Genomic DNA, 23,708 nt, shown 5'->3' on the forward strand with positions numbered 1-23,708 from the left:
GAAAGGAAAACTGACATGACTGGGACATTCTTCGGCGAATTCGATCTGGCGAGCCTTGCGATCTGGCTCTTCTGGGTCTTCTTCGCCGTGCTGATCTTCTATATCCAGCGCGAAAACATGCGCGAGGGCTATCCGCTCGAAAACGACGACGGGACCGAGGCCGCCAACCAGGGCCCCTTCCCCGTGCCTTCGGACAAGACGTTCCTGCTGCCCCATGGCCGGGGCGAGGTGACGGTGCCCTCGGGCCAGGCCCCCGAACGCGCCGATATTGCGCTGCGCCAGACGTCGCCTGCCAACGGCATGCCGCTGGAACCGACGGGCGATCCGATGATCGACGGGGTTGGCCCCGCCTCTTGGGCGCCACGCCGCGACGCGCCGGAACTGACAGGGCACGGGCACCCCAAGATCATCCCGATGTCGGCCAATGACTCGTTCAAACACGCCGCCGGGCGCGACCCGCGCGGCCTGCCGGTGATGTCGGGCGACGGGGAAGTCGTGGGCAAGATCACCGACATGTGGGTGGACGAGCCCGAACAGCTCGTGCGCTACCTCGAATACACGCTCGACCCCAAATGGGGCACCGGCAACCGGCTTGTGCCGCTGACCATGGCGCGGATCAACTCCGACCACGTCAAGGTGCGCAGCCTCTATGGCAAGCACTTTGCCACCGTGCCCAAACACGCAAGCCCGACTCAAGTCACCGTTCTCGAAGAGGACAAGATCTGCGGCTATTACGGCGGCGGCACCCTCTATGCCGATGCCAGCCGTCAGGAACCGCAGCTTTGATGCAACCGGATCGCGCAGGGCAGGCAAAAGGCCCATGCGCGATCCCCACGACACCCAAGGAGGGATAGTGCGCCATGTCCCATGATGACTTTGCAGTCGAACCGATCCGGGGCCTTCCCGAACGCCCGCCCGAGGGCGAAGAGATCCTGTGGCAAGGCAGGCCCTCCACCTTCGCGCTCGCACGCGACGCGCTGAACCTCTACTGGGTGGCGGGGTACTTTGTGCTGCTGACCGCGTGGCGGTTCATCTCGGTGTCCGATCTGCTGCCGCTGGGGCAAGCCATCGGGGCAACCGTGCCCATGGTGTTGCTGGGGGCACTGGTCTGCGGACTGCTCTACCTGATCGCGCTGATCCAGGCGCGGGCCACGGTCTACACGATAACCAATGCCCGCGTGGCCATGCGCATCGGCGCAGCGCTGACGCTCACGCTGAACCTGCCCTACCGCGAATTGCGCAACGCCGCACTCGATCTGCGCAAGGATGGCACCGGGACAATCGCGCTCGACATCACGGGCAAGACGAAATTCAGCTACCTCGTGATCTGGCCCCACGCGCGGCCCTGGCGCTTTGGCACCACGCAACCCGCCCTGCGCTGCATCGCGGACGCAGAAACAGCGGCGCGCATCCTGGCCGAGGCGGCGGAATCGCAAATCAACCTGCCCCAGGTGGCGCGCTCCGCACCGCTTGACGCAGTCGCGGCGGAGTAGAGCGCATGTCCGACACCCAAATCCACCGCGTCCGGATCAAGGCAGACGAAGACGAACTCGTCCCCCGCATCCTCGTGCGGGCCGTCATGGCGCTGCTGGTTGTGATCCTGTCGATGGTCACCGTCGCCGTACTGACCGACCGCCCGCTCGAAGGGACACCGGCCGAGGCGCTGATCCTGCAGGAACGGGCCATCTACCTCTCTGGCGCCGCCTCCGGTGCCGCCCGCGTGCTGGACGCCAATGGCGCCCTGCTCGCCGACTTCCCCGCAGACAAGGGCGGCTTTGTCGCCGGTGTCGAGCGGGTCATTGCCCGCGAACGGGCCAAGGTGGGCGCAGACCCGTCAGCCCCCGTTCTGTTGCGTCTGAGGCAAGGCAACCGCCTGTCACTCTACGACCCCGAAACCAACTGGTCGGCCGAGCTCATGGGCTTTGGCTCCGACAATCTCCGCACCTTCGCCAGGTTGCTGGACCACCCCTAACCCCGGAAAGGAAGCCACCTCATGGGATTACTGACAAAGGATGTTGAACGTGCCCCGTGCACAGTCGAAATCAGCCACAAATTCGAAAGCCTGCACGCCCACGTGCGGTTCAACAACGGCGCCGTGATCTATCCCGGCGACGAAGTGCAGGTGAAAGGGCCCGAAATCATGGCCCCCTTCGGTGAAATCGTCACCGAAGACCGCGAGGCCGTGATCTTTCGCGCCTCCGCCCTCGAACGGCTTTGGACGCGCCTCACCGGCGATTTCGAAGTCATGGAACTCTGCGAATTCTCATTCTCCGAAGAGGTGACGCTATGAATGTTCAAAACACACATACCGACGGCGCAACAACCGCGCAGGTCAAACACACATCCGACATCACCGACGCCGAAGAGTCGCTGAAACTGCAAGAGGCCCAAGCCGTCACAGACAGCGAAAGCGCCACCAACCTGGCCATGCAGAACACGCTGCTGACCCCGCGCTTTTACACCACCGACTTTGACGAGATGGACGCCATCGATGTCTCGCCGGTGCGCGAGGATTGGGACGACCTGATCGCGCAAATGGTGTCGGACCCCAACAAGGGGCATTTCAAGAAAAACGAAGACTGGGACAAAGTCGATTGGGACGGGATGGAGCCAGAACTCAAAAAGGAATTCATCGACTTCCTCGTTAGCTCCTGCACCGCCGAATTTTCGGGCTGCGTGCTTTACAAGGAAATGAAGCGGCGCGGCAACAACAAGGACATCACCCAGCTGTTCCAGCTGATGGCACGGGACGAGGCGCGGCATGCGGGCTTCATCAACGACGCCCTGCGCGAGGCCGGCATCGCGGTGAACCTCGGATTCCTGACGCAGAAGAAAAAGTACACCTATTTCCGGCCCAAGTTCATCTACTACGCCACCTACCTCAGCGAAAAGATCGGCTATGCCCGCTACATCACGATCTTCCGCCACCTCGAGGCGCATCCGGAACACCGCTTTCACCCGATCTTCAAATGGTTCGAAGAGTGGTGCAATGACGAGTTTTCCCATGGCGAGGCGTTCGCCCTGCTGATGAAAACCGACCCGAAACTGACCTCCGGGGTCAACGTCTACTGGATCAAGTTCTTCCTCACGGCGGTCTATTCCACGATGTATGTGCGCGACCACCAGCGCCCGGCCTTTCACAAGGCCCTTGGGGTCGATCCCGACTGGTATGCGCACGAGGTGTTCACCAAGACCTCCAAGCTCAGCCAACAGATCTTTCCGATCACGCTCGATATCGACCATCCGCGCTGGCAGACGGGGCTGGAACGGTTGCAAAAGGCCAATGCCGACATGGCACAGGCCAAGGGTCTCAAGAAACTGGGCGCGCAAATCCGCGCGGTGTCAGCGTTCATTTCTCTGATCACGATCCCGGCGAAAAAGCACACCGCACCTGCGTCCGTGCGGTTGGAGCCAGCCTATTGACCCAAGCCGTCTGTCATAACTGGCCCCGGGCTTCATTGTTCGGAAAATATGCCGGGGGAACGCCGCAGGCGTGGGGGCAGCGCCCCCTCCCCGGCGTGCAAGGGGCACGTCCATGACACCCTGGATCGCAGCCCTCATCGCGCTCTTTGTCTGGTGGTTCTCCACCGGCACGATCCTGATGGCTGTGAAACATGCCGACCGGGCGGGCCCGGTCGCGCGCCTGACCACGACGCTGGCGGCCCTGCCCCTTGTCGTGCTCGGGGCCTACGGCGCCTGGTGGTCGATGGGCCAGACGGACATCTTCGGCATCTATGTCGCGTTCCTCTCCGCCCTTGCGCTCTGGGGCTGGATCGAACTGGCCTTCCTCACCGGCATCATCACCGGCCCCAATACCAACGCCCTGCCCCCCAAACGGCCGAATGGGAACGGTTCATTCGCGCCTGGGGCACCGTCGCCTATCACGAGATGCTGCTGGCCGCGACGCTGATCGCCCTTGGCCTCGCGCTCTGGCACGCGCCCAACCCCTTTGCCTTTTACACCTTCGCAGTGCTGTTCTTTGCCCGCGTGTCGGCCAAGCTGAACCTGTTCCTCGGCGTGCCCCGCATCCACGTGGAATTCCTGCCCGCCGCACTCAGCCACCTGGCCAGCCATTTCCGTATCCGGGGCCTCAACTGGCTCTTCCCGATCTCGGTCACCGCGCTGACCTTTGCCGCCGCCTGCTGGCTCGAACGGCTCTATGCCGCCGAAACTGCGGGCCACGTGACGGGCTTTGCCCTGCTGACGGCGCTGACGGCCCTTGCGGCCCTCGAACACTGGGTGATGGTCCTTCCCATCCCCGACGAACGGCTGTGGCGGTGGATGCTGCCAACGCCCAAACCAACACCAGAACAACAAACAAACCAAGGGGGACATCATGGACTTTGATGTATTGTTCCAATCTCAGATCGACGCGCTGAAGGAGGAAGGCAATTACCGCATCTTTGCCGAGCTCGAGCGCAAATCGGGCGCGTTCCCAAAGGCCAAGTGCCACGACGCCGAAGCCCCGGATGAGGTGACAGTCTGGTGCTCGAACGACTATCTCGGGATGGGTCAGCACGCCAGCGTGACGAAGGCGATGAAAGACGCGGTGGACATGTACGGCGCCGGCGCCGGCGGCACACGCAACATCTCAGGCACCAACCATGCCCACAAGCAGCTCGAGGCGGAACTCGCCGACCTGCACGGCAAGGAACAGGCACTGCTCTTCACCTCCGGCTACGTCTCCAACTGGGCCGCCCTCTCGACGCTGGGCGCACGGCTGCCCGACGCGGTGATCCTGTCGGACGAACTCAACCACGCTTCCATGATCGAAGGCATACGCCACTCACGGGCCAACAAGGTGATCTGGAAACACAACGACCCCGAAGACCTCGACCGCAAGCTGGCGTCACTCCCCGCCAACGCACCCAAGATCGTGGCCTTTGAATCGGTCTATTCGATGGATGGCGACATCTGCCCGATGAAAGAGATCGTCGAGGTGGCCGAGAAACACGGGGCCATGACGTATCTCGACGAAGTGCACGCGGTCGGGCTCTACGGGCCACGGGGCGGCGGCATCTCCGAACAGGAAGGGCTGGCCGACCGGATCACCCTGATCGAAGGGACGCTTGGCAAGGCCTACGGCGTTGTGGGCGGCTACATCACCGGGTCCGAGGCGATGTGCGATTTCATCCGCTCGTTCTCCTCCGGGTTCATCTTCACAACCGCCCTGCCCCCGGCTGTCGCGTCGGCTGCGCAAACCTCGATCCGGCATCTCAAACAGTCCGATCAGGAACGCATCCTGCAACGCGAACGGGTCGCCTACCTGCGCAAACGGCTGGACCAAGAGGGGATCCCGCACATGGAAAACCCCAGCCACATCATCCCGGTGATGATCAAGGATCCGGTCAAATGCCGCATGCTCAGCGACTACCTGATGCAGCGCTACGGCATCTACGTGCAACCGATCAACTATCCGACCGTGCCCAAGGGTACGGAACGGCTGCGCTTTACCCCCAGCCCCCTGCACAGCATCGAGGATATCGAACACCTCGTCTACGCGCTCAAGGACCTGTGGAAACAATGCGCCATCAGCCACGCCGTCGCCTGACGGGGAAACGCACGGCACAATTCCCGCTCATGACGGGATCAAGTCAAAGTTACTGTTGACTTGATCGCTAACCCACTACGTTCTTGTCCAAAGAACTAGGAAGGAGAAACCCATGTTCCGAACTCTCGCTCTCGTGGCTGCAACCACGCTGGCAGCCCCAGCTTTTGCCGATGGCCATGCGTCCGGCGATGCCGCCGCAGGTGAAAAGGCATTCCGCCAGTGCATCTCATGCCACGTCGTCGTGAATGACGAAGGGGAAACACTCGCCGGGAAAAAGGCGCGCACAGGCCCCAACCTCTACGGCATCATCGGGCGCCAGTTCGGCATGGTCGAGGATTTCAAATATTCCGACATCAACCAGCTCGCCGCTGAAATGGAAGACGTGGTCGTGAACGAGGAAGTGTTCGTCGCCTACGTCCAGGACCCCACCGCCTACCTGCGCGAAGCGACAGGTGACAAGGGGCGCTCCAAGATGACCTACAAGGTCCGCAAGGAAGAAGATGCCGTGAACATCTTTGCCTACCTCGCCTCGCTGCAACCCGCGCCCGAGGCTGACGCGACCAACTAAGGGCCCCGCCCGATCAACACGCCAAACCGCCGCCGGACACCATCCGGCGGCGGTTTTTTTGTTGCAATACCGATCAGCACGGTCAGCATGGAGCAGGCATTAACACTATCTTATCCCTTTGCGCCCAGCCTGCCTGGCTACATGGTGCCTCATGCAAAGGAACAGACAGCACCGGATGCAGAGAGCGGAGAAATGCGGACACTTAACCTGATATCACGATACGTGCGCACCACGGGTCACACCTTGGTCGCCGCAATTGTCCTGTCGATCGGGATGCTCGCCGGCGCGGCACAGGCCCAGACACAAACGGGCGTCGATCAGGTTGTCTCGGCCTACTATCCGCCCCTCATGATCAATGAACATGGGGATACGCCGGGCCTCGCCATCGAAATTCTTCAGGCCGCCGCCAAACGCGCGGGGCGCAAAATCAACATCGAATTCATGCCCTTTCAGCGCGCACTGCACCGGCTGCAGAATGACCCCTCGGTGATGATGCCCGCGCTGTTCCGCAATCCCGAGCGTGAGGAAAAATTTGAATGGATCGCACAGATCCATGCCACGCAGGTGCGGTTCATAAGCCTCGAAAATCAGATTGATACGCTGGATGAGGCGCGCGATCTGGGTGCGATTGGCGTCGAGGCCGGCGCGTCAACCGAAGCCTTTCTTGCAGAGCGCGGGTTTGAAAATCTCCGCCATGTGGGCACCCCCGATGCCACGGCGCAAATGCTGCGCTCCAAACGCGTAGACGCGTGGTTTCTGACAGAACCGCTCGCGCGGGGGGCCTGGCGCCGCCTCGGGTTCGAAGAGGAGTTGATCGTGGGCGACGTGATCTTTGAACAGCCCATCTTTCTGGTCTGCCACGTTGATTTCCCCCTGATGTGGCCGCCGCCTACCGCGCCGCCATCGCCGAAATGATGGCCGATGGCACCATCGCCATGATCCTGGCGAAATACGAAATCGTGCTTGCCTCGAATGGCCCGGAACGGGGCTGATCCGGGCCGCACAGGCACCGCAGGGCCTGCCGGGGCATCACGCCAAGGGTGACATGCCCACGCGCAGCCATTGGGCAAATTCCGCCTCGCTCACCGTCCCTGCCGCCAAATCCTCCATCATCCGCACGCCCTCGACGGGTTCGGGCCGAAACTGCTGGCCATTGAGGCGCAGAAAGGTAACCGCCGCCACAAAGGCCGTGCGCTTGTTCCTGTCGATAAAGGCATGGGCCTTGGCGATGCCAAAGGCATAGGCGGCAGCGATCTCGTGCAGCGGCGCCTTGCGATAGGCCCATAGGTTCATCGCCCGCGCACAGCCCATTTCCAGCAAGGCCAGGTCCCGCGTGCCGGGCGCACCGCCATGGCGCGCGATCTGGCGGTCATGCACCACGATCAGCGCCCGCATGAGCACCCACAGGGGCTCGCTCACGCCAAGGCTGCCAGCAGGTCGCGGTTTTCATCCATGACGGCTTCTGCGGCCTCCAGCGCGTCCCGGACGCCGGGATCATGGGCCATGACCCGCAGCGACCCGTCATCGCCGCGCACGACAAACACCGTGTCGCCCTCCTTTGCGTCCAGCAGGGTCAGCATCTCGGTGGTCAGCGTCATCACGGCAGAGTTGCCGACTTTGCGGATTTTGGTCTCGATCATAGCGCAGGCCCTTTCGGCGTATACATGCGTATATACCTCATCCCGCCGCCATTTTCAATGCGGCGCCCCCTACCCCAGCATCGGCAGGTCCGTCGGCGCGGGCTTTGCCCCCGCAGCGGTCAGCATGGCATGTATCTGGCCGCGATGATGCGTCTGGTGGTTGAACAGATGGGCAAAACAGACCGTTGCAGGCTTCTCCATCCGCGTCTCGCCCCCGCCCGGATACCACGCAACCACGCCCTGCAAATCGTCCGGTTTCAGCGCCTCGGCCCAGGCCTGGATCCCGGTGTCCTGCGTCATCCGCAACGCCTTGAACACGTCCCAGTCTCTTGGCTCGGTCAGCGACACAGGCACGCTCAATTCAGGCCGCGCATCGCCCGCAAACCGCGCCAGCCACAGCGCGTCGTCCCACAGCAGGTGATTGAATGTCGCTCCGATCGAGCCAAAGAACGCCCCCGCTCCTGCCAGCGCGCGGCATCGCTCAACGTATCGGCCGCCGTCATCAGGGACAGGTTCTGCCATTCGTTGTAGCGCGCCATGAGGCGCAGATGGGTCAGCATCGCATCAGACAACGATCCGCACCTCGCTCACATTCCCATCCACCTCGCGGCAGGCCGCCAGAATGCGCCGCTCCAGATGGGTCTGCACATAGGCCCCGTGAAAGCGCGAGGGCGCCCGCAGGGTCAGACAGCCCCCGACCCGTTCGGCCCGCGCCAGCCCCGCGATCCACGAGGCATAAAGGCCCGGGTCCTCGCCATGCAGCACCGCCTGCGCCAGCGCCCATTCCGTGCCCGCGCTCAGGTCGGGAGCGCGCACGTCACCCTTGACCGGCATCGGCACCACTTTGGGCTCGGGCACATCCCCCTGCCCCATTCGCAATTCGAAATCCGGCCCCACGGCCGCCCAATACGCTTCCGTATCGTGCAGCATCCGCTCCAGGTCCAACCCGTGTTCGGTCACCCGCCCCCGCGCACCCTGACGCTTGACCACCAGCCAGCCCCGCGCGCGCAGCAGCGCCATCTCGCGCTTCACCGTGCGCTCATCCACCGACCACAGCCGCGCAATCTCGCGCTGGCCCACCGACAGATCATCGCGGACCCAATTGTAGCGCGCCGTGATCAGCGTCATCAGGCGCAGCACCCTGCGCTGGTCATGTTTGCCCTGCGCCAGTGCATAGGCGCCCAGGGCTGTCAGAATATCGTATTTGCGCGCAGACGCGCCTCGGCCCACCGGCCTTGCCGTTTGCATACCTGCCCTCATGTCTCGAAACTGACCCGCATCCGGGCCACACCTGCCGACGGTCGGGGATTGCCCCCACGGTTCTGGCCGCTCTTCCGTCTGTGCCTCTGATTTGCGTCCTAAGCCGCGATTCTGTCAAGAGCGGATGTGGATAACCCCCAAACCCAATTCAAATTCGAAAGAAAAATCAGGGTTCTAAGGTATTGGGGGACATCCTGACTGTCCCCTATTCTGCACGCTTTGTCCCCCTAATTCTAGCGGCAAACAAAAACCTGTCCCCAAAATATGCGGCCCACACCAAGCCTGACAGAATCGCCCACACCCCAAGGTCAAACCCGCAGTCCTGTCCCCGCGGGGACACCCTATTCCCCTTTTGCATTTTTCGCAAAACCGGCGTAAATTCGAAAATGAGCAGATTTAGCGTCCACAAAGGACCTCAAAAACCACCTGTCCCCGCGGGGACACGCATTACAGGCAGCACATGTTCACCCATTCCGACCTCGCCCAACTGCAAGCGCAATCGCTGAAAATGCAGGGCTTCATCCGCCAGCAGACCTACTCTCCCCAATCCGAAAAGACGCTGCGCCGCTTCTCCAGCTGGGAGGTGGCCGAGCTGATCTTCAAAGCCAACCAATCGACGCTGCGCGGCCGCCTTGCCGCCGACCCGTCCCTGCCCCAGGGCACGGTCGAGGAGGACGGGCGGCAACGCTGGTACAGCCTCGAAGAGATCAACGAGCTGCGCCGCCGCATCAAGGTGAACCGCAAATCGCTCATGCCCTACCGCCCCACGGGCAAACGCGCCATCCGCGCCGCCATCGCCAACTTCAAGGGGGGGCCGGCAAATCCACCACTGCCCTCCACTTCGCCCACGCCGCCGCCTTAGACGGTTACCGCGTGCTCTGCGTCGACTTCGACCCGCAGGCCACGCTCAGCCACTCCATGGGCCTCAGCGACGTGACCGAGGAGTACACCGTCTGGGGCATCATGGCCCGCGACCTCGGTCACGAGACCGACCGCATGAACTCCGCCCTCCGGGGCGCGGAATCCGGCACCGCCCTGCCCCAGCGCAAACTGCCCACCGCGATCACCGACATGGGGCTGGGCGAATTGCGCGCCTCCGACTTCATCAAACCAACCAACTGGCCCACGATCGACATCGTGCCCAGCTGCGCCAACGCCGCCTTCGTCGAATTCGCCTCGGCCCAATACCGGCACATCAACCCGGAATGGTCGTTCTTTGCCGCCGTCTCGCGCTTTCTCGACCAACTCAGCCCTGACGCCTACGACCTCATCATTTTCGACTGCCCGCCCGCCATCGGCTACCAGTCGATGAACGCAGTCTTCGCCGCCGACGTGCTCTACATCCCCTCCGGCCCCGGCTACTGGGAATACGACTCAACCACGTCCTTCATCGGCCAACTGTCCGAAGCGCTCGAGGATCTCAGCCGCTTCAACGGGCTTGTCCCCGCGGGGACAATGGGCCTGCCCAAATCCTTCCTCGACCTGCGCTTCCTGCTGACGCGCTACGAGCCGGGCAATGAACTGCACCGCGCCATGATGGGCGCCTTCCAAAAGGTGTTCGGGGATCGCGTCTGCGAACACCCGATCGAAATGACCCGCGCGGTCGAGCAGTCCGGGCGGTTCCTCAGCAGCATCTATGAAATCGACTACCGCGACATGACCCGCGAAACCTGGCGGCGCGCCCGCGCCTCCTTTGACCGGGCCTACGAAGAATTCAAAGACAACCTGGGCCAGGCCTGGGACAACCTGGAGGATGAGGCATGAGCAAGCGCCGCGTATTCGACATCGACTTTGATCTGGACGCAGGCACCGAGGCCGAGCCCGAGGCGCAAGAGGCCCCTGCCCCCGATGCACGTCGTGGCCCCATGGCCGCCGCGATCTCGGAAAACGCCGACGCGCTCAGCGAACGCCAATCGGCCGAGGCTGCAATCCGCGCCGAAAATGACCGGCTCGCCCATGAATACATCTCGCTGAAACGCGACGGCGCCATCGTCGCCCGCGTCGCCCTGGACGATGTGCGGATGACCAAGCTGACGCGCGACCGGGGCACCGGCGACGATCCCGATTTCGAGGAACTGAAAACCTCGATCCGCGACCTTGGCCTGTCCAACCCGATCCAGGTCGAAGACACCGGCGACGGCTACGAGTTGATCCAGGGTTTTCGCCGCCTGCGCGCTTACAAGGCGCTGCATGCAGAGGGCGAGGATGAGCGTTTTGCCACCATCCCCGCCGTGCTGGTCGCCAAGGGTGAAGCGCTGGAAAAACTCTATCGCCGCATGGTCGATGAAAACCTGATCCGGCGCGATATTTCCTTTGCCGAGATGGGCCAGCTCGCCGCCTCCTACGCCAGCCAGACGGGGCTCGAGGTTGGGGACGCCATCGCCACACTCTACGCCTCTGCCGGCCGTCAGAAACGCAGCTACATCAGCCAGTTTGCGACGCTCATGTCCCTGGTGGGACACAAGCTGCATTACCCCGAGGCGATCCCGCGCTCGCTGGGTCTGCGGCTGATCAAGGCGTTTGATGACAACCCGCGTGTGCGCGTGCAACTCGATGCCGTGCTTGATGCGCACAAACCACAATCTGCCGAGGCGGAACTGGCCCTGCTCAACCGCGTGTTGCTGCCGCCCGCCACGCCTGATGCAACGCGGCCCCAGGCATCGTCCAAGACCACGCTGAAACTCAGCCGCAAGGCGGGCGCGGTCAAGGTGACAGGATCAAAGGGCAAGATCGAATTGCAGATGAACCGGGATTTCGGTGCAGTTGATCCCCGCAAGCTCGAGGCGGCAGTGCGCGCCATGCTCGAACAATTGGGATTGTAACTGTCCCCGCGGGGACACTGGGAAAAAACAGTCTCTAAACCGCTAATTCGTCAATGAACTGCAGGATCAGGCCCGCCATCTCGGCGGGCCTTTCTTCATGCGCCAGATGGCCCAATCCCGGCAGGTTTGTCACGGTGGCATCCGGCATCCGCTGCGCCGCTGTCAGGGACACGGTCGGGGGCACCGTCCCGTCCTTCTCCCCCACGATGAAGCGCACTGAGGCATCGTGTCCCGGCAGGGCCTTCAGCAACGGCGGCAGCTTCCATTGCGACATCATCAGCAACGTGCCATCCACGTGGTTTCGGTCCGCCACCAGACGGCGGTAGAGCTCCATCCCCGTTGCATCCAGTTCTGACCCTGTCGAGCTTATTAGAGCCTGAATGCGCGCCGGATTGTTTGACGCGCCAGAGAACAGGCTCGCCGTGAACGGCACCGCCGCCAGCGCCTTTGCCATGAACGGGAAAATGGCACCCGCCAGCCCCTGAAATTCCGCCAGCGCCGCATTGATCCCAATCACCAGCGGCGTCTGTCCCCGCGGGGACAGATCGTTTTGGGCCAGCCGCAACGCCACCGCAGCGCCCGCAGAGTGACCCACGATCACAGTCGGGGCCCATCCTTCCTGTGCGCAAAGCTTGGCGATGTCTTCAGCCGTCGGGTCCAGCCCCGACCGGTGCCGCGCGCCCAGCTGCGTGAACCCCTGTCCCGGCAGGTCCAGCGCAATCACATGGAAGCGCTTGGCCAGGATCGGAATGATCTCGCGGTAGTTATGCGTCGACCCGCCCGCGCCATGCAGCAGCAGCACCGTTTTGCCTTGCCCGGTCTCCTGCACGTGCCAGCGATGCACCGGCCCCTGTACCCTCCGGGACAGATGGGCATTGGGCCAGCTTTTGATCTGGTTCCAATCCATGTTCTACCCGTCCAGCGCAGCAGTGACGGCGCCCGTCAGCTTGTGTGCATCTGCACGGGGCAAGGCGATGTAGGGGGCATTCAGAGTGGCCCCCAGCGCCTTGAGCGATGGCTGTGGACGGTTGGACATGTCGATCACCAGCGCCCCTATGCCCTGGCCTCGGATTGCACTGGCCATCTGGGTTGCATCGCTGCTGGCCTGGTCGCGGTTCGCGGTGCCATCCAGCGCGATGTTTGCGCGCCCATCCGTGATCAGAACGACCGTTGGGGTGAGGCCCTTGGCCCGCGACTGTTGCGCCATCAGCAACGCGTTCTGCAGGCCCGACGCAAGCGGCGTGCCACCGCCGCCCGGCAGGGACGCGAGGCGCCGTTTGGTCTGAACCAGCGAGCGGGTGGGGGGCAGGAGCAGTTCTGAGCTTTCGCCCCGGAACGCGATCAGGGCCACGTTATCCCGGCTGGCATAGGCGTCGGCCAGCAGCAATTCGATGGCGCCCTTCGCCTCGCCCAGGCGGGACACGGCGGCAGAGCCTGAGGCATCCACGCAGAAGATCAGCAGGCGGTCCGACAACTCGCTGTAGCGCTTGAGGCGAATGTCGGAGGGGCGGATCAGGAGGCCGAGTTTGTCGGGCTGTTTTTGACGCCGCAGGGGTTGCCACGGAGCAGCGGCGCGTAAGGTCGCGATCAGGTCGATGCGAGAGGTGCCGTCGAGCCGTCCGGGGCGCGAGGGCAGGGGGCGGCCACGACGGTTCGATGTACGCTTTTGCCCGGCGCCTGAGCCTGCGGATGAGCGGGCTGTCCCCGCGGGGACAAGCGTGTCGAGAAGGCCTTGGGGGAGCAGCGCCTTGACCGCGTCGACGAGCATGTCGGTGTCGGGCAGGGCTTGCGTTTCGTCGCTGTCTTGCCCGTCGCCAGTGTCCTGTTCAGGCGGCGGGGAAGGGGGTCGTTTTCGGGTGCCTCGTCTTGCGGCAGGATGGTGGCGCGGTGGGGGTAGACGAGGGCGGCGGCGATGGAGATGTCGGTGTCGGTCAGCGCCTCCCGGCCCATCAGTTTTGCATGGGCGCGCGCGGCCTTGAGGGCGAGGGTTGGGGCGCGCAGGGAAGGGATGCCAAAGCGGGCTGCGAGGAGGGTGAGTTGGGTGCTTGCGTCGTCATCTGCAAGTCGTGTCCCCGCGGGGACACTTTCGCTTGTCCCCGCGGGGACAGGGGGTTTGCGACCCTCGGGGGAGATGTGGAATGCGAGGCGATCTGACAGCGTGTCGGGTGTGCGTTCGTCGAGGTCGATGCCTTCGTCCAGGGCCAAAAAACCCTGTGTTAGAGACTGGTCTGCGAGTGCGGCGAGTTTCGCGGCGAGGGCGGGCGGGCAGCGTTCGGCCATGGGGAGCAGGGCGATACAAGGGCTTTGAAAAAATCCTGGATTTTCAATGACTTGAGATGAGGCGAGTGTGGCGCTGAGGTCGATGCCGCCGAAAAGCTGTTCGTCGGAAATGGTGTTGGGCAGTTTGCGCAGGGGCAGGGGGCTGTCGAATTCGGCCAGAAGGGCGTCGCGGTCAGGGCTGGCGCGCATGCGGATGACGGCGCCGCCGAGGCCTGCGGGATCGAGCGCGAGCAGGCGCAGCGCGAGGGTTGCGTTATGCCAGGACTCGGCGCTCATCACCGGGGTGGGGCGGACGACACGTCCGCCTTACGGGTGCAGAGGGGGCGCAGCGGCGATGCGGGCAGGGCGGAGGACACCTCCGCCTTACGCGGGCGCGGGGTCATCCCAGCACGCTTTCGACGGTGCGGGCGACGCGGGTGCTGCTGCCGGCCTCGTCCAGCGGGTCGCGCCGCAAACGATGCGACAGGGCGATGGGGGCGATGCGTTTGAGGTGATCGCGGGTGAGCACCTTTTTCTTGTCATAGGCGGCCAGCGCGCGGGCGGCGCGTAAAAGGGTCAGTTCGCCCCGCAGACCGTCGGAGCCGAGTGCGATGCACAGCTCTGCACAGTCGTGCAGGATATTATCCGGCGTTTCGATCTGGGGCAGGAGACGGCGCGCGGCGAGGATCTTGCGCCGGATCTTGGCATCCTCCTTGGTGTAAACTTCCATGAAGGCGTCGAAATCCGACTCAAACGCGTCGCGCCGCTTGATCACTTCGATCCGTTGGGCGACGTCATTGGGGCTGCGCACCTCGACCGACAGGCCGAAGCGGTCGAGGAGTTGCGGGCGCAACTCGCCTTCTTCGGGGTTGCCGGAGCCGACGAGGACGAAGCGGGCGGGGTGGCGGATGGACAGCCCCTCACGCTCGACCACGTTTTCGCCGGACTGGGCCACGTCGAGCAGCAGATCGACGATGTGATCCTCGAGCAGATTGACCTCGTCAATGTAGAGATAGCCGCGATTGGCGCGGGCCAATAGCCCGGCCTCGAACGCCTTTTCGCCGCGGGTGAGGGCGCGTTCGATGTCGAGGGCGCCGACCACGCGATCCTCGGTTGCGCCGAGGGGCAGGTCGATGACCGGGGTCGGGATTTTGCGGGTCTTTTTCGTCTCTATATTGGCCCAATCGGGGGTATCTGCGTGGCTTTCCGCATTGATGGGGCAGCCCACAACAGCCGTGATCGGGGGCAAGAGGGCGGCAAGCGCGCGCACGGCGGTGGATTTGCCGGTGCCCCGATCCCCGAACACCAGAACGCCGCCGATGCCGGGGTCGATGGCGGTGAGGATCATGGCGCGTTTCATATCCTCCTGCCCGACGATGGCGGAGAAGGGGAAAGGTGTTTTCGTCATTGCAAGTTCAGTCCTTCGAGCGGGCTGGTGCCGCCCCATGTGCCGCTGTCGCCAAGGATGGCGAAACGTGCATAAAGCTCTTCCCGGAACCACGCGCCGTCCCGCACAGCCTGGATGGCAGCGGCGTGGGGGCCGTTTGTGCGGGCGAATTGGGCCATTTCGGCGGTGCCGGGCCAGATGGAAAAGGTGACCTGATGCAGCATGGGTACCTCGCCGATGCCGATCTTGAACACCACGTTGGGATCAGAGCCGATCATGGCGGAAATGTCGGGCACGCGGCCCCAGAATTTGGTCAGGATGCCCGGTTTGATAGTGGCGCGGGTGAGGGCGGCCAGAGGTTTGTCCTGCGGGCCTGTTTTCGGCTCTGACACAGGGGAAAAGGGCGATTGTCCGGCCCAGGCGCCGCGGGCGGAGGTGGCTGACAGATACACTGTCCAGTCCTCTGCCGCGCGGGCGCGGTAGCGTTGGAAAATCCGTGTCTCGGCGAGCCGTGCGCGCGCGGTTTCAGCATCGGGCCATGTGCACAGGATCGCGTAGACGCTGGTGTTGGGCAGCGGTGTGAACCCCTCGCCCGTGCCGGAGCCGCAGAGTTTCCAGAAGCCGAGATCGGGCACGCGCGCCATTGCGGGACGCGCCCCGCCCATCATCGCCAGCGCCCACGCCCGGTCGCGCATCCGCGCAAAGCGGAAGAAGGATATGGTGGTTGTCTGGCTCATGTCTTTGCACTGGTTTTGTGCCCGTGGGCGCAGCTAGAACCCTATCGGTGGAAAAGAAATTGTCAACTAAACTAGACACATCTATTGTCGGAATGGAATGACACGCTTTGATCCCATCGAATCGGCCGCCCGGACCGGAAACCGCGCCATTGTCATTGGTGCGGGGCTGGGAGGTTTGGCGGCCGCCATGCGCCTTGGGGCCAAAGGGTACAAGGTGACCGTCATCGACAAGCTGGACGTGCCGGGGGGCCGTGGATCGGCGATCTGGCAGGACGGGCACCGCTTTGATCTGGGGCCGACCATTGTCACCGTGCCGCAGCTCTATCGCGAGCTGTGGGCCGCCTGTGGCCGGTCGTTTGATGACGATGTGGATTTGCGCCCGCTCACCCCGTTTTACGAGATTCGCTGGCCGGACGGCACCACGTTCACCGCCCAGCAGGACACGGAGGCCATGCGCGCCGAGGTGGCCAAGATCGAGCCGCGCGATGTGCGCGGGTTCGACGCCTTTCTGCGCGACAGTTCCAAGCGGTACTGGTTCGGGTTCGAGGATCTGGGCCGCCGGTCGATGCACAAGCTGTGGGATCTGGTGCAGGTCTTGCCCACCTTTGCGCGGTTGCGCGCGGACCGCTCGGTCTATGCCCATGCGGCCAAGCGGTTTCGCAATGAGAAACTGCGGATGGCCTTTTCCTTTCATCCTTTGTTCATTGGCGGTGATCCGACCCATGTGACCAGCATGTATATTCTGGTCAGCTACCTCGAGAAGGAGTTTGGCGTGCATTACGCGATGGGCGGTCTGGCCCATATGGCGCGCTGCATGGGCGATGTGATCGAGGATCAGGGCGGCACTTTGCTGATGGACACCGAGGTGGACGAGATCGTGGTCGAGCGCGGCCGTGCGCGGGGTGTGCGGTTGGCCAGCGGGCTGGAACTGGGCGCGGATGTGGTGGTGAGCAATGCGGATGCGGGCCACACCTATGACCGGTTGATGCGCACCGCGAAAAAGACGCGCTGGACGCCTGCGCGCCTGAAGCGCACCCGTTATTCGATGAGCCTGTTTGTCTGGTATTTCGGCACCAAGGGCACGCGCGGCGATTGGGCCGATGTGGGTCATCACACCATTCTGAACAGCCCCCGCTATACCGGGTTGCTGAACGACATCTTCATCAAGGGCAAGCTGGCCGATGACATGAGCCTGTATGTCCATCGCCCGTCGGTCACGGACCCGTCCGTGGCGCCCGAGGGCGACGATACGTTCTATGTGCTGTCGCCGGTGCCCCATCTGGGCCATGGTGGTGTGGACTGGAGCACGGAGGCCGAGGCCTACAAGGCGAAGATGCTGGCCGTGTTGGAGGATCAGCTTTTGCCCGGGTTAGGGTCGAAAATCAGCACCGAGCAGGTGTTTACCCCCGAGACCTTCCGCGACCGCTATCTGTCGCCCCTGGGGGCCGGGTTTTCCATTGAGCCGCGGATTTTGCAATCGGCCTGGTTCCGCCCGCACAATGTGAGTGAAGAGGCCGAGGGTCTGTACCTGGTGGGGGCGGGCACGCATCCGGGTGCGGGTGTGCCGGGCGTGATTTCGACCGCCGAGGTGCTGGGCCAGCTGGTGCCCGATGCCGTGACGGGCGGGGAGGGGGCGACATGATGGATCCACGTGATCTGGAGGCGTGTACGGAGGCGATCCGCCATGGGTCGCTGTCGTTTCATGCGGCCTCGAAACTGTTGCCACGGAAGGTGCGGGACCCGGCGCTGGCGCTGTATGCGTTTTGCCGGTTGGCGGATGACGAGGTGGACCTGAAGGCCGAGAAGGTGGAGGCGGTGTTGCGCCTGCGTGACCGGCTGGACCTGGTCTATGCGGGCACGCCCAAGGATGCGGCACCCGACCGCGCGTTCACGGCGGTGGTGGAGCAGTTCGACATGCCCCGCGCGCTGCCGGATGCGCTGCTGGAAGGGTTGGCCTGGGATGCGGAGGCGCGCACCTATTCCGACCTGTCTGGTGTCAAGGATTACTCGGCCCGGGTGGCAGCGGCGGTGGGTGCGATGATGTGCGTGCTGATGGGCGTGCGCGACCGCGATGCGCTGGCGCGGGCCTGTGATCTGGGCGTGGCGATGCAGCTGACCAACATCGCGCGCGATGTGGGCGAGGATGCGCTGGAGGGGCGGCTGTACCTGCCCACCGACTGGCTGGAAGAGGCCGGGATCGACCCGCAGACCCTGTTCGACAACCCCACGCCGACCAAGGCGGTGCGCGCCATGGTCAAGCGGCTGATCGTGGAGGCAAACAGGCTCTATTACCGCTCGGAAGCGGGGATTGGGGCACTGCCACGGGGCAGTCGACCGGGCATTTACGCGGCCCGTTTCATCTATGCGGGGATTGGCGGGCGGCTGACGGCGATGGGCTATGACAGCATCACGGCCCGCGCCCGCACGTCCAAGCCGCAAAAGCTGGGTTGGCTCGCGCAATCCATGATGCTGAGCGGGTTGAGCATGGTCACCCCACGCTCTCCGGTCGTCTTTGCCCCGGCCTTGCCGGAGGTGCAATTCCTTGTGGATGCTGCTGCCACGGGCGCACAGGCGCCGCGCAGCGACAGCCTGTTTGACGCGCTGGCCGCGCTGGAGGCGCGCCGCCGGGAAGAGAGAGCAGCCTTGATCGGAGCGCGCGCGCGGGTTACGTGAGCTACATGTTCTGGCTGTTGTTCTGCATTTTCTTTGCCGCCTGCCTTGGCGCGGGCGTGACGGGCGGGCTGTTTCCGCCGGGCCCCTGGTATCGCGCGCTGAACAAGCCAAGCTGGACACCGCCCGACTGGGTGTTCCCTGTCACATGGATGGTGCTTTATGCCTGTATGGCCATCGCGGGTGCGCGCACGGCCATGGCCGAGGACAACGGGATCGCCATGGCGTTCTGGGCGATGCAGATCGCATTCAACGGGCTGTGGACCCCGGTGTTTTTCGGCTTGCGCAATATCCGTCTGGGCATGGCCATCATTGGCGTGCTGTGGATCACGGTGCTGAGCGGTTTGCTGGCCATGTGGCAGGTCGACTGGATCGCGGGGGCCCTGTTTGTGCCCTACCTCGTCTGGGTCACCATCGCGGCGGCGCTGAATGCCGAGGTGTGGCGGTTGAACCGGGATGAAGCGGCGAACGGGTCGGTGCAGCCGGGGTAAGCGGCTGTTCCTGTAGGCCCTGCTGCACGCAAACAGGTTTGACGAGAGGGATACACGCAACATGATTGCCTATGTCACGGTTGGTGTGGACGACATCGCGCGGGCAGAGCGGTTTTATTCCGCCTTCCTGCCGGGCCTTGGCTATGAGCTGGAACGCTATCATGGCGATCTGAGCTATGCCCTGCCGGTCGCGCCGGGCCAGACCCCGGTTGCGCCGGAATTCTACGTGAAATCACCCTTTGATGGCGCGCCAGCCTCGGCCGGGAACGGGACCATGGTCGCCTTTGAGGCGGGCAGCCAGAGCCAGGTGCGCGACCTGCACGCCGCAGCGGTTGCTGCGGGCGGGTCTGACGAGGGTGCGCCGGGGTTTCGCGCGTCCTATGGGCCGAATTTCTATGTGGCGTATTTACGCGATCCCCAAGGCAACAAGATCGCGCTGTTTTCCAGCAATCCGAACGAGCCGGGCCGCGACGGGTAGGCGGGATGGGGCCTGTGATGGGCCCGATCCCAACCTGTGTTAACCGTCGCCATCGCGCGGGGGCCGATCACCGCGCCCACCGATGAAGTCGTTTGAGACCGTTCCTTTGAAGCAGCGCGGGAAGAACGGGTAAGTGTCGGTTGCGAAGTAGACATATTGCCCATCAATCATGGCGCCATTGCATTCATCCAGCGTGCCGGACCCCGCAACAAATTCGTAGTCCTGCACATAGGTGCCGTCATGTGCGCCGCCTGGGCCTGAGGCGCGTTCCCCGCTTTTCAGCTGCCAGGACGATTGCGCCTGGTCGCCCACATAGTGGATTTCGAACCCGTCTGCGGCATAGCCGAATAGCGTGCCGTCTAGCCCCTCGACCACGGCGGAAGGAATGCCGTGATAGTGGTACATGCCGTCGCCATCCACATGCGCGTTCTGTGCGTCCATGATCAGCCCGCCCACGCCTTCGACATTCCATCCCGAAGACGGGTCGCGCGAATAGCCGCGCTCGGTCGATGGATCATAGAATTCAGCGGTGCCCGGGCGCAGCGGTATTCCGGTCACCGTGAAGCCGGAAATGCGGACCCTGTCGGTGATGGTGTCGGTCAGTTCGGGCGTCGCATCCATACAATAGCTGTGGCTTTGTTCTTCTACCGTGGCCCCTTCGCGCCATGTGCCGGTGTCGTGATTGGGTATTCCATCGGATGTGATGCAGCGCTGGTCCCCCTCCAGGGTGATGGCCACATGCGCCTGAACCGCACCCGCGGTCAAAAGCGTCAGAGCGAGCGTGGTGACGTGAGTCTTCATGGTGCCCTCCGTTTGCTTGGGTGGTTCTTTTACGGATGGGTCCGGTGTTTCTGTCGTTTTTTTGTTTGCGGGGGGAAAGGCGGGGTTTGTCGCCCGGTTCCTATGGCAGGTGACAGACCGCTTCGATGTTGTGTCCGTCAGGATCGCGCACAAAGGCGGCATAGTAGGTCGGGTGATAGTGCGGCCGCAGACCCGGTGGCCCGTTATCTGTCCCACCAGCACGCAAGGCTGCGGCGTGAAAGGCATCCACCGCTGCGCGGCTTTGCGCTTGCAAGGCGATGTGCATCATCCCGGATGTGGCGTTTTCCTCGGCCACCCAGAACCAGGGTCGGTCGTCGCCATAGCCGCTTACCTTGACGCCGTTCGCGTGGTCCTGTGGCACATCGAACACGCGGCGCACACCCAGAGGTGCGAAGGCCTGATCATAGAAGGCAGTGGACCGGGCGAAATCGGTAACGCCGAACGTGATGTGATCAATCATCGTCTGTTTCTCACAAAAGACCAGTGTTTGAGACGGGTTACTCGAACCGCCAGCGGGGGCGTCGGGGCACCCGCACGGCCAGCATCGGTTTCAGCAGGGGCGAGCGGAAGCGGGTGAGGTCGAGTGCCTCGTGCACGCCTGTCGTGACCTCTCCGTTCAGCGTGGTTTGCACGGCGGAGCGGGAGTAGAACGGCGCGTCGAGCATGTTCTGGACCTGGCGCGCCTGTGTGCCTGCGTCGCCGCGTGTTTCGCGTTTGACCGCCCAGAGCGAGCGGCGGATGGGGGATTTCGGGGGCAGGGGGATGGCGCGTGCCGCCCCGGTGTCGTCGAAGGTGAAGCCGGCGGCGAGTTCGGAGCCATCAAGCCGCGTGGCGTCGTAGAAACAGGTCGCTCCGTTGCCAGTGGGGTAGCGCCCCCATGTCCAGTAGCTGAAGTCCTGTTCCAGTGCGCGGGTGCCGAAATTGGCGTCGAAGTATCCCTCGCCCTGCCATTGCCAGCCTTTGCGGTCGATATCGACCTCGATCCGGGCGCGCGGCGCGAAGGGTCGCCAGATATGGGCGCCGTCCTCCGTGAGCGGCAGTTCGACCTGCGTGAGCGCGGTGGGGGTGACCCGGATTTGCCCCTGCACGCGGCTGATCATCGGGTGCGAGGAGATTTCGTTGATGTCGATCACCAGCTGGTCGTCCTGCCAGCGCATCATGGAGGGCCCGACCTCGAGCCTTGAAGCGGTCTGGCGCAGGGCGCTTTGCCCGCGGTCGGTCATGGTGAAGCGTCCGCCGGGGCCGTAGGTGGCGACATTGATGCAAACGTGGTTTTGCGGGTTCTTGCGCCCTGACCATTTGTACCAGGGCGAAAAGACCGAGCCGATGAAGCCGATCACCGACACCGCGCGGGTGCCGCAATCGCTTAGGCCGTCGACATACCACCACGCATAGCCGTTCGGGGCGACGTCGATGTTGAAGTTCGGTCGCTCAAGATCGCCGCGACCGCGTGCCGGGCGGAGAGGGTGGCCATGGGCACACCCGCCCCCGGGTGCGTCCCGCCCCCCGCCAGGTAAAGGTTGGGGATCGACGTCCGGGCCTTTGGCCTTTGCAGGGCAGCTGTCAGCCCGTGCGGGGTCTGGCCATACAGAGCGCCCTGACTGGCCGGGAACATCTGCGCGAAGGCGTGGGGCGTCGTTATGGTTGTCGTGTCCGGGGTCGGGGTGAAAGTCATGCCCGCCTGCGCCATCTGCTGCGTGATCTGATGAAGCCATGGGGTGAGGTCCTCGGGGTTGATGAGTCGCCCGTTGCGGGCGCGTTGGAACTGCCCGTCGCGGGCGCGTTCGTGATGATTTCGAATCGTTCGAGCGGGGGTGGGTAGCTGGTCTGTCCCCGATCCAGCGCGCAGATATAGAAGCTGGGGGATTGGGGGATGCGCCCGGCCATGAGGTCGCGGAATTCGCTTGTCGCGTCTTCGGCAAAGAAGACGTTGTGATGGGCAAGGTCCGGCCCGTGCGGTGTGGCGGCAAAGCTGAGCACGCGGGCGGAAAAGCTGCGTTTGGCCTTGGCCGTTTGCGGCGCGATATGGGCCGTGCTGGGCCCAAGCGCGCCAGTGGCGAGGGCGCGCGGGTCGCCTGCGTGCACGGCCACGTCGCAGGGCAGGCGGGTGCCGTCCGCGAGGTGGATGGCGGCGGCGTGGTTGTTCTGCACCTCGATCCGCGCAACGTGCGCGCCCGTGCGGATATCGACCCCTTGCCCTTCGAGCAGCCCGGCGAGGGCGGTGGTCAGCTTGTGCATCCCGCCCTGCACCACCCAGACGCCCGCCGCCTCGGCCTGCCAGATCAGCGACAGGAGCGCGGGCGCGTGAGTCGGGCTGCCGCCAACATAGGTGGCGTAGCGCCCGAAGAGCTGGCGCAGGCGCGGATCGTCAAAGCTGGATTTCAGCAGGGACTTCAGGGTGGAGAGCGGCGCCATGGCCGGGATCAGCCGCGGATTTTTCAGCACATGGGCGGTGAGTGCGGCGAGCCGGGGTTCGGGCGCTTGCATCATGGGCGCATCGAAGGCGGCAAAGAGCTGGCGCGTGCGCGCAGCAAAGCGGGTGAATTGCGCGGCGGCTGTGCTGCCTGCAAAGGCGCGGATCGCGCCGATGTTGCGTTCGTGATCGGCGTGCAGATCAAGCGTGCTGCCATCGGGCCAGAAGTGGCGGGCGAGCACCTCTTGCTTGATCAGGGTCACGTGATCGTCGAGCCGGGTGCCGAGCGTGTCAAAGAGGTCGTCAAAGACGTGCCGCATTGTCAGCACCGTCGGCCCCGCATCAATCGGACCGGCGGGCGAGGGGAGCGTGCGGATCTTGCCGCCCACCTGCGCGTGCCGTTCCAGCAGCGTCACCGCATAGCCCGCCGCGTGCAGGCGCGCCGCACAGGCCAGCCCCGCGATACCCGCGCCGATGATGACGGCGCGCGGTCCGGTGATGGGCAGGCTGCCCAGCTTGCGCGAGGGGGTGGCGGCTGTGGTCATGTGGCGATTGTTGACTCGTGAAGCCAATGTGTCCAGTATGATTTACACTTTGGTGTCTCACCAGA

Annotated in this window: 25 protein-coding genes and 3 pseudogenes; 15 read left to right on the top strand and 13 right to left on the bottom strand. The window is 63.9% G+C overall.

Annotation, left to right across the window (positions count from 1 at the left end; all coding sequences use genetic code 11):
• Nucleotides 1-15 precede the first annotated feature (15 nt).
• The 9 genes and pseudogenes from puhA to ACMHLQ_RS00600 all read left to right on the top strand — a co-directional run bounded on the left by puhA (nt 16) and on the right by ACMHLQ_RS00600 (nt 7,034).
• Complete coding sequence (gene puhA, locus ACMHLQ_RS00560) at nt 16-786, top strand: photosynthetic reaction center subunit H (protein ID WP_415400648.1); 771 nt, start codon at nt 16-18, stop codon at nt 784-786.
• A gap of 74 nt (nt 787-860) precedes the next feature.
• Nucleotides 861-1,493, top strand: coding sequence for a photosynthetic complex putative assembly protein PuhB (puhB, locus tag ACMHLQ_RS00565; RefSeq protein WP_415400649.1), 633 nt, complete (start codon nt 861-863; stop codon nt 1,491-1,493).
• A 5-nt stretch (nt 1,494-1,498) separates the two neighbouring features.
• Nucleotides 1,499-1,972 carry a photosynthetic complex assembly protein PuhC gene (gene puhC / locus ACMHLQ_RS00570; RefSeq protein WP_415400650.1) on the top strand — a complete coding sequence of 158 codons (474 nt, stop codon included), beginning with the start codon at nt 1,499-1,501 and terminating at the stop codon, nt 1,970-1,972.
• 21 nt (nt 1,973-1,993) lie between these two features.
• Nucleotides 1,994-2,290 (top strand): hypothetical protein, encoded by a 297-nt coding sequence (locus ACMHLQ_RS00575; RefSeq protein WP_415400651.1) that lies wholly within the window; start codon nt 1,994-1,996, stop codon nt 2,288-2,290.
• Complete coding sequence (gene acsF / locus ACMHLQ_RS00580) at nt 2,287-3,423, top strand: magnesium-protoporphyrin IX monomethyl ester (oxidative) cyclase (protein ID WP_415400652.1); 1,137 nt, start codon at nt 2,287-2,289, stop codon at nt 3,421-3,423. Before ACMHLQ_RS00575 ends, acsF begins: the two co-directional genes overlap by 4 nt.
• Before the next feature lie 112 nt (nt 3,424-3,535).
• Nucleotides 3,536-4,347 (top strand): annotated as a pseudogene (gene puhE / locus ACMHLQ_RS00585) (putative photosynthetic complex assembly protein PuhE).
• The gene (hemA, locus tag ACMHLQ_RS00590; RefSeq protein ID WP_415400653.1) at nt 4,337-5,551 is read left to right on the top strand and encodes a 5-aminolevulinate synthase; all 1,215 of its coding nucleotides are present in this window, start codon (nt 4,337-4,339) and stop codon (nt 5,549-5,551) included. The pseudogene puhE and the gene hemA overlap by 11 nt, the downstream one beginning before the upstream one ends.
• A gap of 112 nt (nt 5,552-5,663) precedes the next feature.
• Nucleotides 5,664-6,119 (top strand): c-type cytochrome, encoded by a 456-nt coding sequence (locus ACMHLQ_RS00595; RefSeq protein ID WP_415400654.1) that lies wholly within the window; start codon nt 5,664-5,666, stop codon nt 6,117-6,119.
• A gap of 192 nt (nt 6,120-6,311) precedes the next feature.
• Nucleotides 6,312-7,034 carry a substrate-binding periplasmic protein gene (locus ACMHLQ_RS00600; RefSeq protein WP_415400655.1) on the top strand — a complete coding sequence of 241 codons (723 nt, stop codon included), beginning with the start codon at nt 6,312-6,314 and terminating at the stop codon, nt 7,032-7,034.
• A gap of 114 nt (nt 7,035-7,148) precedes the next feature.
• Here the strand turns inward: ACMHLQ_RS00600 and ACMHLQ_RS00605 are convergent, their stop codons facing one another.
• The 4 genes and pseudogenes from ACMHLQ_RS00605 to ACMHLQ_RS00620 all read right to left on the bottom strand — a co-directional run bounded on the left by ACMHLQ_RS00605 (nt 7,149) and on the right by ACMHLQ_RS00620 (nt 9,007).
• On the bottom strand, nt 7,149-7,538 hold the full coding sequence (locus ACMHLQ_RS00605; RefSeq protein ID WP_415400656.1) for a type II toxin-antitoxin system death-on-curing family toxin: 390 nt from the start codon (nt 7,536-7,538) through the stop codon (nt 7,149-7,151).
• On the bottom strand, nt 7,535-7,759 hold the full coding sequence (locus ACMHLQ_RS00610) for a transcriptional regulator/antitoxin MazE (RefSeq protein WP_415400657.1): 225 nt from the start codon (nt 7,757-7,759) through the stop codon (nt 7,535-7,537). Before ACMHLQ_RS00610 ends, ACMHLQ_RS00605 begins: the two co-directional genes overlap by 4 nt.
• 69 nt (nt 7,760-7,828) lie before the next feature.
• Nucleotides 7,829-8,298, bottom strand: a pseudogene (locus ACMHLQ_RS00615) (DinB family protein).
• A gap of 25 nt (nt 8,299-8,323) precedes the next feature.
• A complete protein-coding gene (locus ACMHLQ_RS00620; protein ID WP_415400658.1) occupies nt 8,324-9,007 on the bottom strand; it encodes a hypothetical protein in 684 nt (227 codons plus the stop codon).
• 472 nt (nt 9,008-9,479) lie between these two features.
• On the opposite strand from ACMHLQ_RS00620, the pseudogene ACMHLQ_RS00625 reads away from it, so the two are divergent.
• Together ACMHLQ_RS00625 and ACMHLQ_RS00630 are read left to right on the top strand one after the other, a co-directional pair.
• Nucleotides 9,480-10,783: pseudogene (locus ACMHLQ_RS00625) on the top strand (AAA family ATPase).
• Complete coding sequence (locus ACMHLQ_RS00630; protein ID WP_415400659.1) at nt 10,780-11,841, top strand: ParB/RepB/Spo0J family partition protein; 1,062 nt, start codon at nt 10,780-10,782, stop codon at nt 11,839-11,841. The pseudogene ACMHLQ_RS00625 and the gene ACMHLQ_RS00630 overlap by 4 nt, the downstream one beginning before the upstream one ends.
• Nucleotides 11,842-11,875: 34 nt before the next feature.
• Here ACMHLQ_RS00630 and bchO read toward each other — a convergent pair whose 3' ends face one another.
• From bchO to crtA, 5 genes are all read right to left on the bottom strand, one after another.
• The gene (gene bchO, locus ACMHLQ_RS00635; protein ID WP_415400660.1) at nt 11,876-12,748 is read right to left on the bottom strand and encodes an alpha/beta fold hydrolase BchO; all 873 of its coding nucleotides are present in this window, start codon (nt 12,746-12,748) and stop codon (nt 11,876-11,878) included.
• A 3-nt stretch (nt 12,749-12,751) separates the two neighbouring features.
• Nucleotides 12,752-13,288, bottom strand: a complete 537-nt coding sequence (locus tag ACMHLQ_RS00640) for a VWA domain-containing protein (RefSeq protein WP_415400726.1) — start codon at nt 13,286-13,288, stop codon at nt 12,752-12,754.
• 140 nt (nt 13,289-13,428) lie between these two features.
• Nucleotides 13,429-14,397 carry a hypothetical protein gene (locus ACMHLQ_RS00645; protein ID WP_415400661.1) on the bottom strand — a complete coding sequence of 323 codons (969 nt, stop codon included), beginning with the start codon at nt 14,395-14,397 and terminating at the stop codon, nt 13,429-13,431.
• Between the two features lie 103 nt (nt 14,398-14,500).
• On the bottom strand, nt 14,501-15,508 hold the full coding sequence (gene bchI, locus ACMHLQ_RS00650; protein ID WP_415400662.1) for a magnesium chelatase ATPase subunit I: 1,008 nt from the start codon (nt 15,506-15,508) through the stop codon (nt 14,501-14,503).
• Complete coding sequence (crtA, locus tag ACMHLQ_RS00655) at nt 15,505-16,224, bottom strand: spheroidene monooxygenase (RefSeq protein WP_415400663.1); 720 nt, start codon at nt 16,222-16,224, stop codon at nt 15,505-15,507. Before crtA ends, bchI begins: the two co-directional genes overlap by 4 nt.
• 97 nt (nt 16,225-16,321) lie before the next feature.
• On the opposite strand from crtA, the gene ACMHLQ_RS00660 reads away from it, so the two are divergent.
• The 4 genes from ACMHLQ_RS00660 (at nt 16,322) to ACMHLQ_RS00675 (ending at nt 19,863) form a co-directional block, all read left to right on the top strand.
• On the top strand, nt 16,322-17,866 hold the full coding sequence (locus ACMHLQ_RS00660) for a phytoene desaturase (RefSeq protein WP_415400664.1): 1,545 nt from the start codon (nt 16,322-16,324) through the stop codon (nt 17,864-17,866).
• On the top strand, nt 17,863-18,897 hold the full coding sequence (gene crtB, locus ACMHLQ_RS00665; protein WP_415400666.1) for a 15-cis-phytoene synthase: 1,035 nt from the start codon (nt 17,863-17,865) through the stop codon (nt 18,895-18,897). The genes ACMHLQ_RS00660 and crtB overlap by 4 nt, the downstream gene beginning before the upstream one ends.
• A 5-nt stretch (nt 18,898-18,902) precedes the next feature.
• On the top strand, nt 18,903-19,385 hold the full coding sequence (tspO, locus tag ACMHLQ_RS00670; protein ID WP_415400667.1) for a tryptophan-rich sensory protein TspO: 483 nt from the start codon (nt 18,903-18,905) through the stop codon (nt 19,383-19,385).
• A gap of 61 nt (nt 19,386-19,446) precedes the next feature.
• Nucleotides 19,447-19,863: a VOC family protein gene (locus ACMHLQ_RS00675; RefSeq protein ID WP_415400668.1), complete on the top strand. Its 417-nt coding sequence runs from the start codon at nt 19,447-19,449 to the stop codon at nt 19,861-19,863.
• Nucleotides 19,864-19,902: 39 nt separating this feature from the next.
• Here the strand turns inward: ACMHLQ_RS00675 and ACMHLQ_RS00680 are convergent, their stop codons facing one another.
• From ACMHLQ_RS00680 to ACMHLQ_RS00695, 4 genes are all read right to left on the bottom strand, one after another.
• A complete protein-coding gene (locus ACMHLQ_RS00680) occupies nt 19,903-20,664 on the bottom strand; it encodes a YHYH protein (RefSeq protein ID WP_415400669.1) in 762 nt (253 codons plus the stop codon).
• A 100-nt stretch (nt 20,665-20,764) separates the two neighbouring features.
• Nucleotides 20,765-21,145, bottom strand: a complete 381-nt coding sequence (locus tag ACMHLQ_RS00685) for a VOC family protein (RefSeq protein ID WP_415400670.1) — start codon at nt 21,143-21,145, stop codon at nt 20,765-20,767.
• A 37-nt stretch (nt 21,146-21,182) separates the two neighbouring features.
• Nucleotides 21,183-22,025, bottom strand: a complete 843-nt coding sequence (gene crtC / locus ACMHLQ_RS00690) for a carotenoid 1,2-hydratase (protein ID WP_415400727.1) — start codon at nt 22,023-22,025, stop codon at nt 21,183-21,185.
• A gap of 331 nt (nt 22,026-22,356) precedes the next feature.
• Nucleotides 22,357-23,643, bottom strand: coding sequence for a phytoene desaturase family protein (locus ACMHLQ_RS00695; RefSeq protein WP_415400672.1), 1,287 nt, complete (start codon nt 23,641-23,643; stop codon nt 22,357-22,359).
• Nucleotides 23,644-23,708 lie beyond the last annotated feature (65 nt).

Origin of the sequence: Tateyamaria algicola, from assembly GCF_047715485.1 — a bacterium.
Classification (GTDB): Bacteria; Pseudomonadota; Alphaproteobacteria; order Rhodobacterales; family Rhodobacteraceae; genus Tateyamaria.

What these genes read in the sequence shown, in the direction of transcription:
- bchI (WP_415400662.1), bottom strand. Translation starts at nt 15,508, where the DNA reads ATGACGAAAACACCTTTCCCCTTCTCCGCCATCGTCGGGCAGGAGGAT.
- bchO (WP_415400660.1), bottom strand. Translation starts at nt 12,748, where the DNA reads ATGGATTGGAACCAGATCAAAAGCTGGCCCAATGCCCATCTGTCCCGG.
- ACMHLQ_RS00685 (WP_415400670.1), bottom strand. Translation starts at nt 21,145, where the DNA reads ATGATTGATCACATCACGTTCGGCGTTACCGATTTCGCCCGGTCCACT.
- hemA (WP_415400653.1), top strand. Translation starts at nt 4,337, where the DNA reads ATGGACTTTGATGTATTGTTCCAATCTCAGATCGACGCGCTGAAGGAG.
- ACMHLQ_RS00630 (WP_415400659.1), top strand. Translation starts at nt 10,780, where the DNA reads ATGAGCAAGCGCCGCGTATTCGACATCGACTTTGATCTGGACGCAGGC.
- ACMHLQ_RS00675 (WP_415400668.1), top strand. Translation starts at nt 19,447, where the DNA reads ATGATTGCCTATGTCACGGTTGGTGTGGACGACATCGCGCGGGCAGAG.
- acsF (WP_415400652.1), top strand. Translation starts at nt 2,287, where the DNA reads ATGAATGTTCAAAACACACATACCGACGGCGCAACAACCGCGCAGGTC.
- crtB (WP_415400666.1), top strand. Translation starts at nt 17,863, where the DNA reads ATGATGGATCCACGTGATCTGGAGGCGTGTACGGAGGCGATCCGCCAT.
- ACMHLQ_RS00660 (WP_415400664.1), top strand. Translation starts at nt 16,322, where the DNA reads ATGACACGCTTTGATCCCATCGAATCGGCCGCCCGGACCGGAAACCGC.
- tspO (WP_415400667.1), top strand. Translation starts at nt 18,903, where the DNA reads ATGTTCTGGCTGTTGTTCTGCATTTTCTTTGCCGCCTGCCTTGGCGCG.
- puhA (WP_415400648.1), top strand. Translation starts at nt 16, where the DNA reads ATGACTGGGACATTCTTCGGCGAATTCGATCTGGCGAGCCTTGCGATC.
- puhB (WP_415400649.1), top strand. Translation starts at nt 861, where the DNA reads ATGTCCCATGATGACTTTGCAGTCGAACCGATCCGGGGCCTTCCCGAA.
- ACMHLQ_RS00620 (WP_415400658.1), bottom strand. Translation starts at nt 9,007, where the DNA reads ATGCAAACGGCAAGGCCGGTGGGCCGAGGCGCGTCTGCGCGCAAATAC.
- ACMHLQ_RS00575 (WP_415400651.1), top strand. Translation starts at nt 1,994, where the DNA reads ATGGGATTACTGACAAAGGATGTTGAACGTGCCCCGTGCACAGTCGAA.
- ACMHLQ_RS00695 (WP_415400672.1), bottom strand. Translation starts at nt 23,643, where the DNA reads ATGACCACAGCCGCCACCCCCTCGCGCAAGCTGGGCAGCCTGCCCATC.
- ACMHLQ_RS00645 (WP_415400661.1), bottom strand. Translation starts at nt 14,397, where the DNA reads ATGAGCGCCGAGTCCTGGCATAACGCAACCCTCGCGCTGCGCCTGCTC.
- ACMHLQ_RS00680 (WP_415400669.1), bottom strand. Translation starts at nt 20,664, where the DNA reads ATGAAGACTCACGTCACCACGCTCGCTCTGACGCTTTTGACCGCGGGT.
- puhC (WP_415400650.1), top strand. Translation starts at nt 1,499, where the DNA reads ATGTCCGACACCCAAATCCACCGCGTCCGGATCAAGGCAGACGAAGAC.
- ACMHLQ_RS00595 (WP_415400654.1), top strand. Translation starts at nt 5,664, where the DNA reads ATGTTCCGAACTCTCGCTCTCGTGGCTGCAACCACGCTGGCAGCCCCA.
- ACMHLQ_RS00600 (WP_415400655.1), top strand. Translation starts at nt 6,312, where the DNA reads ATGCGGACACTTAACCTGATATCACGATACGTGCGCACCACGGGTCAC.
- crtA (WP_415400663.1), bottom strand. Translation starts at nt 16,224, where the DNA reads ATGAGCCAGACAACCACCATATCCTTCTTCCGCTTTGCGCGGATGCGC.
- ACMHLQ_RS00610 (WP_415400657.1), bottom strand. Translation starts at nt 7,759, where the DNA reads ATGATCGAGACCAAAATCCGCAAAGTCGGCAACTCTGCCGTGATGACG.